Origin of the sequence: Rhodococcoides trifolii, assembly GCF_014635345.1 — a bacterium.
GTDB lineage: Bacteria > Actinomycetota > Actinomycetes > Mycobacteriales > Mycobacteriaceae > Rhodococcoides > Rhodococcoides trifolii.
On record NZ_BMCU01000001.1, the window covers coordinates 1462458 to 1476897 of the forward strand.

Consider the following 14440-nt stretch of genomic DNA (forward strand, 5'->3'; position numbering starts at 1 on the left):
CGCTCTCCTCGTCTCGTCTGCGGTCGGTACATTCATGGGTGGATCGGGCCAATCAGAGGGAGCTGGAGAACATTACTGTCGAGCAAGACTCTCACGACACCGAGGTCGGGTCGCGTTTGCCTCGGCTGCGCGATCTGATCGGGGCGGTCCTCGCGGTGGTGCTGGTGGTGGTGGCTGCCGTGGTCGCGAAGATGGGCAACGCCACGATCACGCCGCTGATCACGCCGTCGGCTCGCACGTTCCGCGACTTCACGGAGGGCGCGCCGCTGTTCGCTCAGTGGCTGCCACACGTCGGAATCGGCACACCGTTCGCCGTGCTGATCGCCGCTGCGGTGGTCCTCTACGGTCCTGCCGTCTCTGCGCGGATGTCGTGGCGCCCGTTGATGTTTCTCGCCTGGGCTTCGTCGTTCGGGTGGGTGCTGTCGCTGGCGCTCGTCGACGGGTGGCACCGCGGTTTCGTCGAGAAGCTGACGGCGAAAGACGAATACCTGTACGAGGTTCCGGGAGTCACGGACATCCCGGCCATGCTCGAGACCTTCACCACCCACATCGTCGACGGCCAGATCGGCTCCTGGACAACACACGTGTCGGGTCATCCACCCGGCGCTCTGCTCGTGTTCGTCTGGCTCGACCGCCTGGGGCTGCAGGGCGGTGTCTGGGCGTCGATGCTGTGTGTCGTCGTGGGGTCCTCCGCCGCAGCCGCGGTGGCGATCGCCGTGCGCGCCCTCGCCGGGGATGCGCTCGGCCGTCGAGCGGTGCCGTTCCTGGTTCTGGCTCCGACCGCGATCTGGATCGGTGTGTCCGGTGACGGGCTGTTCGCCGGCGTTGCGGCGTGGGGCATTTCGCTTCTCGCGCTCGCCGCGGCTCGTACGGTCTCGCGTCCCTGGATCTTCGCCGTCGGAGCCGGAATCCTCCTCGGGTTCACGGTGTACCTGAACTACGGGCTGACCTTGATGGCCATACCGGCGCTCGCCGTGCTGATTGCTGCGCGCAACGCTCGGCCCCTCCTCGGCGCTCTGGTCGGCGCGCTGGCCGTCGCCGCAGCCTTCACGGCATCCGGCTTCTGGTGGTTCGACGGGTACCAACTGGTCCAGGTGCGCTACTGGCAGGGCATAGCGCAGTACCGGCCGTTCGCCTACTGGGGATGGGCCAATATTGCGTCTGCTGTGTGCGCGGTGGGTCTCGCGGTCCCTGCGGCCCTGCACAGATCGTTCGCGTGGACGAGACTGCGGTCACTGTCCGGTCTGTCGCTCTTGGTCATCGCTGCCGTGCTCGCCGTTGCCGCGGCAGACCTCTCGACATTGAGCAAGGCCGAGACCGAACGGATTTGGCTACCGTTCTACGTCTGGATGTTGGCAGCAACCGCGTTGTTGCCGCCGCGGACTCACCGGTTCTGGCTCGCGGTTCAGGCAATCGCCGCGTTGGCGATCAACCACCTTCTGCTCACCAACTGGTGACAGGCGCCAATCGGACGAAGCTGCGCCCACCGAGTTCCACGGTGGTGACGACACGCAGGTCGGAGGCGCCGGCCAGGTCGGTGATGGCCGCGGGATCCACACGCGCCCAGTCGAACCAGCCGCCGGTGGCGTCCTGGCTCTCCCAGCGAATCCGTTCCGACGTCAATCCGGTCCCGGGGCGATCGACCTCGGCAAGAACGTAACCGTCCGGCGCGACGAGCTCGCGTGCCCGGCGCAGGACCCGCAAGGGATCACCTCCGATGCCGATGTTCCCGTCGGCGAGAAGCACGTGACGCCATGATCCGGCGTCGGGGATGGTGTCGAAGATGCTGCGCTGCAACGCATGTCCGCCGCGGGCGACGGTCATTTCGATCGCCGCCTCGGAGGAGTCGACGCCGAGGGCGCGGATTCCTCGTCGAGCGAGGTCGGCGGTCAGTCGACCCGGTCCGCACCCGAGATCCAGCGTGGGTCCGTCGCAGGGAACGAGAAGTGCCATGTCGCCCACGCGATCTCGGGTGCTCGCGGCGTCACCGCCCAACCACCGATTGACTGGCATGGGCGCGCGTACACCGGCGTCGTTGAGCACCCAGCACGGCTTACCGGCAGAGGCGCTTCGGAACAGAGAGTCGAAACCCTCGACCTGTTCGTCGAGGGTGTTTGTGTCGTCGATGGTCAGAAGCGTCATGCACGACAGCTCTCGTAGTTCATCGCTGTGTATTCCACGGCAGGACCCTCCCGAATCACGATTCGCACTATCGACGTCATGTCGATACTTGAAATCACTGTGAGTGTAATTCGGCTCCGACGACGGATCGGATCGGTTGTGTGATGTGTGCCCCCGGCAGGATTCGAACCTGCGGCCTTCCGCTCCGGAGGCGGACGCTCTATCCCCTGAGCTACGGGGGCGCATCAGCCCATTGCTACTAGTACAAGGTGCCGATGTGCCTGTTGGGCGGTGCCAGCCTATCTCATCGGATCAGAGCGGCTGCGCACCCTTCTCCGTCAGCATCTGCGTCATCAACTGCGACTCGGAAGTCTGGGTGTTCACCATGGTCTGTGCGAGCTGACGAACGGCAGGGGTCTCCGCATAGGTGGCCCCGTACTGCATCATCTCCAGTCCGCCCTGGTGATGACGGAGCATCAACTGCAGGAAGAGGACGTCGACGTCGGATCCCGTTGCCGTACGCAGACGCGCCATGTCGTCGGCGGAGGCCATTCCCGGCATCGTCGTCTGCGCACCGGTGGTCGTCGCGGCGGACATGCCCGACATCGAGTGACCGCTGTCCGCGGTCATCCACGCCATGTAACCGCCCGACGAGAGCGGAGCCTTGTCCCAGAGCGCCAGCCAGCCCTGCATCTGACCGACCTGGTTCTGCTGGGTGGTCAAGATGTCGTAGGCCAGGTTCTTCACCAGGGGATCTACCGCGTCGGTGTACCCGATCGTCGCCATCTCGATGGCCTGGTTGTGGTGCACCGTCATGTCTTGTGCGAACCCGACGTCGACGGAGTTGTCCGCCGGGACGGGGTTGCCCTTGTCGGCGAGCGGCATCTGCACCAGGAACCCGACGGCGAATCCGATGACGATGAGGCCGATGGCGCCGATCACCAACAAGGCAGTCTTCTGACTGCGCTTCGGCTGCTGCTCGGTGTCGGTTCCTGCCGTGTCGGTTCCTGCGGTGTCGATCACGGGTTGGGGGTTCCGGTCGGGATCTGGAGATCGGTCGGCAGACCGGACCCGGCGCCGGTCTCGGTGGCGTCGGGGGTGATCCCGGCACCGTCCATCGGGACGGCGTCGGCGCCGGGGGCGGTGGGATCGAACGGCGGCGGGTTGTCGACGTCGAACGTCTCCGGTGTCGTCGAGCAGCTCGCGCCGACCTCGGGGTACTGGAATCGGTTGAGACGCAACGCCGAGATGAACTGGTCGACACGGGGGTCGTCGGGGCTGTCGAGCTTGAGCTGGTGCCCCCACGACTGCAGCGAGACCGCGTGATCGAGACCCGGGTAGGGCGACATCATCGTGTATTGCTGACCGTCGACCTTGGCGGCGAGGTCGGAAACCTGGTCCGCGGACAGATCGTCCGGGTTGTACGTGATCCACACCGCGCCGTGCTCGAGGCCGTGAACGGCGTTCTCGGTGCGGATGGCGTCGGGGTAGACGGTGCCCATGCAATTGGCCCACACCTGGTCGTGTGGTCCACCGAACGGCGGTGACTCGTCGTACGCCACGCGCTGGGTTGCCGAGACGTGCAGGGCCGCGGGGTACTGCTTGACGACGACACCCTCGATGCCGGTAGACGGATCCTGGTTGGACTCGGACGGCGCGAATTTCTGCGCCTCGACCCGGTCCTGGTACTTCGGGTACAGGTTGGCGGCGAGGACACCGATGAGAGCGATCACGACCACGACGGCGCCGATGGTGAGCCATGGAATCTGGCGGCGGCCCTTGGCGCCGGCGCCGGGTACACCACCCTTCTTCGTGGGCTTCTTCTTGGAGGCAGCCTTGATGGCCTTGGCTGACTTCGCGCCTTTGTCGGAGGAACCGCTGGGCATCGGTGGTGTGCTCTTTCGTCGAGGGAAACGCTGCAAGCGACTACTGTACGTACGGACTCTGAGTGCTTGCTTATACGTCGGTCGCGAGGCCGGTCGGGTGATGCCGGCCCGTGCCCATAGAATAAGCCCCTGTGACTCCCGCCGACCTTGCCGAACTGCTCCGTGCGACCGCCGCCTCGGTGCTGGCGTCGCGCGGTCTCGATCCCGAGGTGCTGCCGGCAACCCTGACGCTGGATCGTCCGCGTAACCCGGAGCACGGCGATTACGCCTCCAACGTGGCGATGCAGGTGGCCAAGAAGGCCGGTGTGTCGCCCCGCGATCTCGCGTCCTGGCTTGCCGACGCGTTGTCGTCCGACGCCGCGATCGACGAAGTCTCCGTTGCCGGTCCGGGCTTTCTGAACGTGCGATTGGCGAAGGCCGCCCAAGGCGCGATCGTCGAGCGCGTCGCCGCCGAGGCGGGCGCGTACGGGGCGTCGGACGTGCTCTCGGGCACGTCGATCAACCTCGAGTTCGTCTCCGCCAACCCCACCGGCCCCATCCACCTGGGCGGCACCAGGTGGGCTGCGGTCGGGGACGCGCTCGGTCGGGTGCTCACCGCTCGCGGCGCGGCAGTCACCCGCGAGTACTACTTCAACGACCACGGCGCACAGATCGACCGATTCGCACGCTCCCTGGTCGCAGCGGCCCTGGGCGAACCGACTCCCGACGACGGATACGCCGGTGCGTACCTGGCCGACATCGCCGCAGGCGTGCTCGCCGAGCGTCCAGATGCGCTCGGGCTGCCCCCGGCCGAGCGTCAGGAAGTGTTCCGCGCGATCGGCGTCGAGAAGATGTTCACGCAGATCAAAGCCAACCTGCACGAGTTCGGCACCGACTTCGACGTCTACTTCCACGAGAACTCGCTCTTCGAGTCGGGCGCAGTCGAGAAGGCCGTGGACACGCTGAAGTCCTCGGGCAAGCTCTACGAGAAGGACGGCGCGTGGTGGTTGCGCAGCACCGACTTCGGCGACGACAAGGACCGTGTCGTCATCAAGAGCGACGGCAACGCCGCGTACATCGCCGGTGACATCGCGTACTTCCAGAACAAGCGTGCACGCGGGTTCGACCTGTGCATCTACATGCTCGGCGCCGACCACCACGGGTACATCGGCAGGCTCAAGGCCGCGGCCGCGGCGTTCGGCGACGACCCGGACACCGTCGAGGTCCTCATCGGTCAGATGGTCAACCTCGTCTCGGGCGGTGTCGCGGTCAAGATGAGCAAGAGGGCAGGAACCGTCATCACCCTCGACGACCTGGTCGACGCCATCGGTGTGGACGCCGCGCGGTATGTCCTGGTGCGGTCGTCGGTGGATTCGAGCATCGACATCGACCTCGCGCTCTGGTCCTCGCAGAGCAGCGACAATCCGGTCTACTACGTGCAGTACGCGCACGCTCGGCTGTGTTCGCTCGCCGTCGGCGCCGCGGAACTCGGTGTCAGCGCCGACGATCCGGACTTCTCGTTGCTCGCTACCGAAGCAGAAGGCGATCTGATCCGCACCATCGGGGAGTACCCGCGCGTGGTGGCCAGCGCCGCCGATCTTCGCGAGCCACATCGCATCGCGCGGTACCTCGAGGAACTCGCCGGTTCGTATCACCGGTTCTACGGCGCGTGCCGTGTGCTCCCGCAGGGTGACGAGAGGCCGGCGCCCCTGCACACCGCCCGTCTCGCCCTCGGCAACGCCACCCGGCAGGTGCTCGCGAACGGGCTGGGCCTGCTCGGCGTCAGCGCACCGGAGAAGATGTGAACGCCCATCCCGCCGGCCCCCGGCACGCAGAAGGGTCACCCGTGTCGTCCACGCCCGAACGTCCCACCGCCGCAGCACTGACGTCGTTGCCGGACAAGATCTTTCCGCGTAATGCGGTCCGCGACGTCGACGGCGTTCTGACCGTCGCCGGCGTGAAGGTCACCGACCTCGCAGCCGAGTACGGGACCCCGCTCTTCGTCATCGACGAGGACGACTTCCGCTCGCGCTGCCGTGACATGGCAGCCGCGTTCGGCGCCCCCGAGCGGGTTCACTACGCGTCGAAGGCGTTTCTGTGCGGCGAGATCGCTCGCTGGGTGGCCGACGAGGGACTCTCGCTCGACGTGTGCTCCGGTGGGGAGCTCGCCGTGGCGCTGCACGCGGGCTTTCCTGCCGGCCGAATCGCCATGCACGGCAACAACAAATCGCGTGCCGAACTCGAGGCCGGTGTGCGTGCCGGAGTCGAGCACGTGGTGCTGGACTCGATGATGGAGATCGATCGTCTGGACGATGTCGCCGGTGAACTCGGGTCCGTGCAGGACGTCCTGATTCGCATCACGGTCGGTGTCGAGGCCCACACCCACGAGTTCATCGCCACCGCCCACGAGGACCAGAAGTTCGGGTTCTCGCTCGCGGACGGCTCGGCGCTGGCGGCCGTGCGTCGCGTGTTCGAGGCGGACAACCTGCGACTCGTCGGACTGCACAGTCACATCGGCTCCCAGATCTTCGAGGTCGACGGATTCGAGCTCGCGGCGCACCGGGTGATCGGACTTCTTCGCGACGTCGTCGCCGAGTTCGGCGTCGACAAGACGTCGCAGATCTCGGTGGTGGATCTCGGTGGCGGAATGGGCATCCACTACGTACCCGGCGACGACCCGCCCCCCGTGGACGAACTGGCGGCGAAGCTGACCAACATCGTCGAGACCGAGTCCGCCGCAGCAGGTCTGCCCACGCCGACCCTCGCCGTCGAGCCCGGACGCGCCATCGCCGGTCCCGGCACGGTCACCCTGTACGAGGTGGGTACCGTCAAGGACGTCACCGTGGGGTCGACCTTGACGCGCCGCTATATCAGTGTCGACGGGGGGATGAGCGACAACATCCGCACTTCGCTCTATCAAGCCGAGTACGTGGGCCGCCTGGTCTCGCGTGATTCCGACGCGGACCCGGTGCTGGCCCGTATCGTCGGAAAGCACTGCGAGAGTGGCGACATCGTCATCCGTGACACGTGGCAGCCGGCCGATCTCGGCCCCGGTGACCTGTTCGCCGTCGCGGCGACCGGCGCCTACTGCTATTCCATGTCGAGCCGCTACAACCTCCTGCCGCGCCCCGCGGTGGTGGCTGTGCGCGGCGGGGAATCACGACTCGTGCTTCGCCGGGAAACGTTCGACGATCTTCTCAGCCTGGAGGTAAGCAAGTGAGCGCACCGTCGGTACACCCCATCGGGGTCGCCGTTCTCGGTCTCGGCAACGTCGGCACCGAGGTGGTCCGCATACTGCAGGAGAACGCCGGTGATCTCGAAGCGCGTGTCGGTGCGCCGATCGTGTTGCGTGGCATTGCCGTTCGGACGCTCGGTGACCGCGGCGTGGCCGAGGAACTGCTGACCACCGATCCGCATTCGCTCGTCGCGCGCGACGACGTCGACATCGTGGTCGAGGTGTTCGGCGGCATCGAGCCGGCGAAGGAGCTCATGCTCAGTGCGTTGAACGCCGGCAAATCCGTGGTCACCGCGAACAAGGCGTTGTTGGCCGACTACACCGGTGAGCTCGCCGAGGCCGCCGAGAACCACCGCGCCGACCTGTACTTCGAGGCGGCGGTCGCGGGCGCCATTCCGGTGGTTCGTCCGCTGATGCAATCCCTGGCGGGCGACCGTGTCGACCGGGTGATCGGAATCGTCAACGGGACCACGAACTTCATTCTCTCGGCGATGGATTCGACGGGTGCGGACTACTCGGAGACCTTGGCCGAGGCCGGACGGCTGGGATACGCCGAGGCCGACCCCACCGCCGACGTCGAGGGATACGACGCCGCGTCGAAGGCGGCCATTCTCGCTTCGCTCGCGTTCCACACCCGCGTGACGGCCGCGGACGTGTACCGAGAGGGCATCTCGTCCATCACCGCCGACGACCTCGCCACCGCTCGTGCGCTCGACTGCACGGTCAAATTGCTGGCGCTCTGCGAGCGGGTGCTCGGCGAAGACGGTCAGGAACGCATCTCGGTGCGGGTGTACCCCGCGCTGGTTCCGTTGTCGCATCCACTGGCGTCGGTGAGCGGCGCGTTCAACGCCATCGTCGTCGAGGCGAAGGCCGCCGGCCGGCTGATGTTCTACGGCCAGGGCGCAGGCGGTGCGCCCACCGCGTCCGCGGTCATGGGTGATCTGGTCATGGCCGCGCGTAACAAGGTGTTCGGAGGTCGCGGACCGGCTGATTCGACCTACGCGAAACTCCCCATCGCACCCATGGGCGACACGCCCACGCGCTACCACGTCAACATGCAGGTGTCCGACCGTGCCGGTGTGTTGTCCGCTGTCGCAGCCGAATTCGCCAAGTTCGACGTCAGCATCTCCACGGTGCGGCAGGAGGGCGCCGGTGAACATGCCCGCCTCGTCGTCGTGACCCATCGCGCCACCGACTCCGCTCTGGCGGCCACCGTGAAGTCCCTGTCGAGCCTCGAGTTCGTCAACGACGTCACCAGCGTTCTCCGATTGGAAGGCACTTCCGAATGACGACCACCACGCCGCCCGTGCACACCCCGTGGCCCGGACTGATCGCCGCGTACCGCGATCGGCTCGCCATCGGACCCGACTGGACCCCGATCACGTTGCGCGAGGGCGGAACTCCTCTGCTTCCCGCCCAACGGCTCTCCGAGCTGACCGGGTGCGAGGTGCACATCAAGGTCGAGGGTCTGAACCCGACGGGGTCGTTCAAGGACCGCGGTATGACCATGGCCGTGACCGACGCGCTCGCCCGTGGGCAGCGCGCCGTGTTGTGCGCCTCCACCGGAAACACGTCGGCGTCGGCAGCGGCGTACGCGGCCAAGGCGGGCATGACGTGTGCCGTGTTGATTCCGCAGGGCAAGATCGCGATGGGCAAGTTGGCGCAGGCACTGATGCACGGCGCCAAGATCATTCAGGTCGAGGGCAACTTCGACGACTGCCTCGAACTGGCCCGTAAGACCACTGCGGAGTTCCCCACCATCGGGCTCGTCAACTCGGTGAACCCGGTGCGTATCGACGGCCAGAAGACCGCAGCGTTCGAGATCTGCGACGCACTCGGAGACGCCCCGGACGTTCACGTCCTCCCGGTGGGCAACGCCGGCAACATCACCGCCTACTGGCGTGGATACGGCGAGTACTACGCCGACGGACTCACCACGCGCCGTCCGCGCATGCTCGGGGTACAGGCGGCCGGTGCGGCGCCGCTGGTACACGGTGCGCCCGTGAAGAATCCGGACACCATCGCCACCGCGATCCGGATCGGCTCGCCCGCATCGTGGAACGGCGCGATGGCAGCCAAGGAGGAGTCGGGCGGCGCCTTCCGGGCCGCGACCGACGACGAGATCCTCGAGGCGTACCGACTGCTGGCGTCGACCGAAGGTGTGTTCGTCGAGCCCGCGTCCGCGGCATCGATCGCCGGCCTGATCGCGGCGAGCAGGGACGGTTGGCTCGACCGCGGACTGACGGTCGTGTGCACGGTCACGGGCAACGGTCTGAAGGATTCGGACACCGCGCTGCTGGGGATGACCGAGGTGCAACCGATACCCGTCGATCCGGTCGCGGTGGCGTCGGCGCTCGAACTGGCCTGACGACGCCGACGATGACTGCGACACTGCCTACCGGGCTGTCCGCGCGAGCGCGCGTTCCGGCCTCGAGTGCCAATCTGGGTCCCGGATTCGATTGTCTCGGAATGGCTTTGGGTCTCTACGACGAGATCGTGGTGACCGTCGCAGCATCCGGGTTGGACATTCGAGTCGAGGGCGAGGGTGCGGACGACGTTCCCTGGGGCCCATCGCATCTCGTGGTGCGGGCGATCGAGCGGGGACTCGAATCCGCAGGTGTGTGGGCGGACGGTCTGTCGGTCGTGTGCCGTAATTCGATTCCGCACTCGCGTGGTCTCGGGTCGTCGGCGTCCGCCGTCGTCGGTGGATTGGCTGCCGCGAACGCGCTGGCCGCCAAGGTGAGTGCCGATCTGGAGCTGAGTACGGCGCAGATGGTGCAACTGGCATCGGAATTCGAAGGTCACCCGGACAACGCATCCGCGAGCGTTCTCGGGGGAGCGGTGGTGTCCTGGAGTCAAGAGGCGGGGCCGCCCGAAGGTCCCCGAACCTTCGCCGCGACTCGCCTCGAAGTGCATCCGGACGTACGGGCGACCGTCTTCATCCCCCGCGAACGGTCGTCGACCGTCCACACGCGCGGGCTGCTGCCCGAACTGGTACCGCACCGGGACGCCGCCTTCAACGCCGGCCGAACGGGGTTGGCCGTCGTGGCGCTGACCTCGCACCCGGAATTGTTGATGGCAGCGACCGAGGACAGGCTGCACCAGCCTTACCGGGCGTCCGCGCTACCGCTGACCACGCGGTGGGTTCGCTCCATCCGCAGCCGGGGATACGCGGCCACCGTCTCCGGCGCTGGACCCACCGTTCTTGCCCTGAGCACCGAGCCGCTGCCGCACGACTTGATCGAGTCGGCTCGAGACGAGGGAATAACCGTTCTCGAACTCGACGTTGCAGAAGGTGTCGTGGTCGACTGAAATCGGGCGCGCGCAGGTCGGTTCTTGCCCGCACCGAGGTGTGAGGCTATTCTGACTGTCGTCCGCATATCGTGCGCATCTGGCGCCGGTCTTCACACAGGGCGAAATTCTTTTTCGTGGCCTCCCTGGTTCTCTACTGAGACCGAAGTCTGCAGAGGACGCGAACGACCACGGCACAACCGGGTTCGAAATGACTCGAACCGCGGGACGAACCCTCGCTTGGCGCACAGTGCGCGCGAGGGAAGGAAAGGACCTCCGTGACCGATACGGAACTCATCGCTGTTCCCGACTCCACCAAAGCTCCCCGCGCGGCCGCTCGACGCGGCGCAGGGCTCTCGTCGATGGTGTTGACCGAACTGCGAAGCCTCGCCACCGAGCTGGGAATCAAGGGTGTCTCCGGGATGCGCAAGGGCGCACTCGTCGAGGCCATCGAGTCCCGTCAGGTGTCGGCGCCGCCGCGGCGCGACAGTGCCCCGGCACGGCCGCCCGCAGCAGAGCCGCCCGCCGCAGAGACGCCGGCCGAGGCGTCTCCGGCCGCCGACGCCGACGATTCCGCCGGCCCGCGCCGCACCCGAGCACGACGCGGCGCCACCCGTCGCGCCGGGAGTGCGGATTCGGACGCCGGCTCCGCACCGCAGGAAGCTGCAGAATCTTCGCCGGCGGCCGAGACGGCACCTGCCGCGACTGCGCCTGCCGTCGACTCGGCACCCGCCAAGGCTGCGCCCGCCACGGACACAACACCCGCCACGGACACCGCACCCGCCGAGGCTGCGCCCGCCGAGGAGCGCACCGGCGGTAACGGTCAGGGTCAGCCGGACCGTCAGGGCGGTAGCGACCGACCGCGTCGGGAACGCCAGGGCAGCAACGACCGCCAGAACAACGGCGACCGTCAGGGTGGCAACGACCGTCAGAACAACGGCGACCGCCAGGGTGGCAACGACCGCCAGAACAACGGCGACCGCCAGCCGCGGAACGATCGTGATCGCAACAACAACGATCGTGATCGCAACAACAACGATCGTGATCGCAACAACAACGACCGCAACAACAACGACCGTCAGAACAACGGTCCGCGCGACGACAATCGTCAACAGGACGACGAGGGAGACGGCCGGGGCAGGCGGGGTCGCAGGTTCCGCGAGCGTCGCCGTGGACGTGACCGCGACGGTGCCCCCGACGGCAATCAGCGCGAACCGGAGATCCGGGAAGACGACGTTCTCCAGCCGGTCGCGGGCATCTTGGACGTGCTCGACAACTACGCGTTCGTGCGGACGTCGGGGTATCTCGCCGGGCCCAACGACGTCTACGTGTCGATGAACCTGGTCCGCCGCAACGGTTTGCGTCGTGGTGACGCGATCACCGGTGCGGTCAAGGTGGCGAAGGACGGCGGCGGCGATCAGGGAAATTCGCGGCAGAAGTTCAACCCGCTCGTGCGCCTCGACACCGTCAACGGCGCCGAGCCCGACGCAGCCCGTAAGCGGCCCGAGTTCAACAAGCTCACGCCGCTCTACCCGAACCAGCGTCTGCGCCTCGAGACCACGCCGAACATCCTCACCACGCGCATCATCGACCTGGTGATGCCCATCGGTAAGGGTCAGCGCGCGCTGATCGTCAGCCCGCCCAAGGCAGGCAAGACGAGTGTTCTGCAAGCCATCGCCAACGCGATCGCCGTGAACAACCCCGAGTGCTACCTGATGGTCATCCTCGTGGACGAACGTCCCGAGGAAGTCACGGACATGCAGCGCAGCGTCAAGGGTGAGGTCATCGCCTCGACCTTCGACCGGCCGCCGGGCGATCACACGTCGGTGGCAGAACTGGCCATCGAGCGTGCCAAGCGTCTGGTCGAGGACGGTCGCGACGTGGTCGTACTGCTCGACTCGATCACGCGTCTGGGCCGTGCCTACAACAACAGCTCGCCCGCGTCGGGCCGAATCCTGTCCGGTGGTGTCGATTCGACAGCGCTGTACCCGCCGAAGCGTTTCCTCGGTGCTGCACGCAACATCGAGCACGGCGGATCCTTGACGATCATCGCGACGGCCATGGTGGAAACCGGATCGACCGGCGACACCGTGATCTTCGAGGAGTTCAAGGGCACCGGTAACGCCGAGCTCAAGCTCGATCGCAAGATCGCCGAGCGTCGGGTGTTCCCCGCAGTCGACATCAACCCGTCGAGCACCCGTCACGACGAGTTGCTGCTGAGCCCGGACGAGGCAGCCGTGGTGCACAAGCTCCGGCGGGTGCTTTCCGGCCTCGACTCGCACCAGGCGATCGACCTGCTGGTGGATCGACTGAAGAAGAGCAAGAACAACATCGAGTTCCTCATGGAGGTGTCGAAGACGGCACCGGGTGGGAACGGCGACTAGCAGGAATACATTCTCCAGCCATCCGGTTGAGAGGATTACCAGCTCAGAGAGCGCTTCTGGCATACTGAGCGGCCGAGTCCGGTTCCGGTTCACGTCCTCGACAGTCGAGGTCGACCCGGCGACCATGAAAGGGACACCCATGAAGGCAGGAATTCACCCCACCTACAACGCGACAACCGTCGTGTGTGGTTGTGGCAATACTTTCGAGACGCACAGCACGTCCACGTCCGGGCGCATCAACGTCGAGGTCTGCTCGCAGTGCCACCCGTTCTACACGGGTAAGCAGAAGATTCTCGACACCGGTGGGCGCGTTGCTCGCTTCGAGGCTCGCTACGGCAAGCGCGCCGGCAAGAAGGCCGACGCAGACAGCTAGCTTCTCCACAGACGCCCGTCCTGAGCACTGCGCTCAGGGCGGGCGTCTGTGCTTTACCGACGACAGGGAGCACGAACATGGCAGGTACCACCTCCCCGTCCGCCATCGACGACATTCTGGCGGAGCACGAGGGGCTCGAGCGCGATCTCGCCGACCCGGCTCTGCACAACGACCCGGCTGCCGCCCGGCGTGCTGGCAAGCGCTTCGCGCAGCTCGCCCCGATCATGTCCGCATACGCCAAGTTGTCCGCGGCGCGGGACGATCTGGAGGCCGCGCGTGAGCTGGCCGCGGACGATTCGAGTTTCGCCGCGGAGATACCCGCCCTCGAAGCCACCGTTCTCGAACTCGACACCGCGCTGACCGATCTGCTCGCGCCTCGCGACCCGCACGACTCCGAAGACATCGTCATGGAGGTCAAGTCCGGTGAGGGAGGGGAAGAGTCGGCGCTGTTCGCCTCGGATCTGGCACGCATGTACGTGCGGTATGCAGAACGCCGCGGTTGGAAGGTCGAGATTCTCGACGCCACGGTGTCCGATCTGGGTGGCTACAAGGACGCCACGGTGTCCATCAAATCCAAAGGTGATGCGCAGGACGGTGTCTGGGCTCGGTTGAAGTTCGAGGGCGGTGTGCACCGGGTGCAGCGCGTCCCCGTCACCGAGTCCCAGGGTCGCGTACACACCTCTGCCGCAGGCATTCTCGTGTACCCGGAGCCCGACGAGGTCGAGGACGTCCAGATCGACGAGGGTGATCTGCGCATCGACGTCTACCGTTCCTCCGGCAAGGGCGGGCAGGGCGTCAACACCACCGACTCTGCCGTCCGTATCACGCACCTGCCCACCGGCATCGTCGTCACCTGCCAGAACGAACGCTCGCAGCTGCAGAACAAGGCGCGGGCCATGGTGGTTCTCGCGGCCCGCTTGCAGGCCGTCGCCGAGGAAGCCGCAGACCAGGAGGCCGCCGCCGGCCGCGCCAGCCAGGTGCGCACCGTGGACCGCTCCGAGCGCATTCGTACGTACAACTTTCCGGAGAACCGCATCACCGATCACCGCATCGGGTTCAAGTCGCACAACCTCGACGCCGTCCTCGACGGCGAGCTCGATCCGCTGCTCGACGCCCTCGCGGCGGCCGACCGTGCGGCCCGGCTGCAAGCCGAGTGACCTGCGTAAGCTGA

Annotated in this window: 12 protein-coding genes and 1 tRNA gene; 9 read left to right on the forward strand and 4 right to left on the reverse strand. The window is 66.7% G+C overall.

From position 1 onward, the window contains the following. Nucleotides 1–116: 116 nt before the first annotated feature. Nucleotides 117–1457, forward strand: a complete 1341-nt coding sequence (locus IEW02_RS06855; protein WP_188543871.1) for a hypothetical protein — start codon at nucleotides 117–119, stop codon at nucleotides 1455–1457. Here IEW02_RS06855 and IEW02_RS06860 read toward each other — a convergent pair. The 4 genes from IEW02_RS06860 to IEW02_RS06875 form a co-directional block, all read right to left on the reverse strand. After that, complete coding sequence (locus IEW02_RS06860; RefSeq protein ID WP_188543872.1) at nucleotides 1444–2142, reverse strand: methyltransferase domain-containing protein; 699 nt, start codon at nucleotides 2140–2142, stop codon at nucleotides 1444–1446. The genes IEW02_RS06855 and IEW02_RS06860 overlap by 14 nt on opposite strands. Nucleotides 2143–2290: 148 nt before the next feature. Continuing rightward, nucleotides 2291–2363: transfer RNA gene (locus tag IEW02_RS06865), tRNA-Arg, on the reverse strand. A 70-nt stretch (nucleotides 2364–2433) separates the two neighbouring features. Next, entirely contained in the window at nucleotides 2434–3144 is a 711-nt protein-coding gene (locus IEW02_RS06870; RefSeq protein WP_371829909.1) for a DUF305 domain-containing protein, read from the reverse strand. Then, a complete protein-coding gene (locus IEW02_RS06875; RefSeq protein WP_188543873.1) occupies nucleotides 3141–4007 on the reverse strand; it encodes a thioredoxin-like domain-containing protein in 867 nt (288 codons plus the stop codon). The genes IEW02_RS06870 and IEW02_RS06875 overlap by 4 nt, the downstream gene beginning before the upstream one ends. Nucleotides 4008–4138: 131 nt before the next feature. Here IEW02_RS06875 and argS point away from each other — a divergent pair, with 131 nt between their 5' ends. The 8 genes from argS (at nucleotide 4139) to prfA (ending at nucleotide 14426) form a co-directional block, all read left to right on the forward strand. After that, nucleotides 4139–5791, forward strand: coding sequence for an arginine--tRNA ligase (gene argS / locus IEW02_RS06880; RefSeq protein WP_188543874.1), 1653 nt, complete (start codon nucleotides 4139–4141; stop codon nucleotides 5789–5791). Next, on the forward strand, nucleotides 5788–7206 hold the full coding sequence (gene lysA, locus IEW02_RS06885) for a diaminopimelate decarboxylase (RefSeq protein ID WP_188543875.1): 1419 nt from the start codon (nucleotides 5788–5790) through the stop codon (nucleotides 7204–7206). The genes argS and lysA overlap by 4 nt, the downstream gene beginning before the upstream one ends. After that, nucleotides 7203–8510: a homoserine dehydrogenase gene (locus tag IEW02_RS06890; RefSeq protein ID WP_188543876.1), complete on the forward strand. Its 1308-nt coding sequence runs from the start codon at nucleotides 7203–7205 to the stop codon at nucleotides 8508–8510. The genes lysA and IEW02_RS06890 overlap by 4 nt, the downstream gene beginning before the upstream one ends. Next, a complete protein-coding gene (thrC, locus tag IEW02_RS06895) occupies nucleotides 8507–9589 on the forward strand; it encodes a threonine synthase (protein ID WP_188543877.1) in 1083 nt (360 codons plus the stop codon). The genes IEW02_RS06890 and thrC overlap by 4 nt, the downstream gene beginning before the upstream one ends. An 11-nt stretch (nucleotides 9590–9600) precedes the next feature. Next, nucleotides 9601–10533 (forward strand): homoserine kinase, encoded by a 933-nt coding sequence (gene thrB, locus IEW02_RS06900; RefSeq protein WP_188543878.1) that lies wholly within the window; start codon nucleotides 9601–9603, stop codon nucleotides 10531–10533. A gap of 257 nt (nucleotides 10534–10790) precedes the next feature. Further along, the gene (gene rho, locus IEW02_RS06905; protein WP_188543879.1) at nucleotides 10791–12896 is read left to right on the forward strand and encodes a transcription termination factor Rho; all 2106 of its coding nucleotides are present in this window, start codon (nucleotides 10791–10793) and stop codon (nucleotides 12894–12896) included. Nucleotides 12897–13035: 139 nt separating this feature from the next. Continuing rightward, the gene (gene rpmE / locus IEW02_RS06910; RefSeq protein ID WP_188543880.1) at nucleotides 13036–13269 is read left to right on the forward strand and encodes a 50S ribosomal protein L31; all 234 of its coding nucleotides are present in this window, start codon (nucleotides 13036–13038) and stop codon (nucleotides 13267–13269) included. Nucleotides 13270–13346: 77 nt separating this feature from the next. Further along, nucleotides 13347–14426, forward strand: a complete 1080-nt coding sequence (prfA, locus tag IEW02_RS06915) for a peptide chain release factor 1 (RefSeq protein ID WP_188543881.1) — start codon at nucleotides 13347–13349, stop codon at nucleotides 14424–14426. Nucleotides 14427–14440 lie beyond the last annotated feature (14 nt).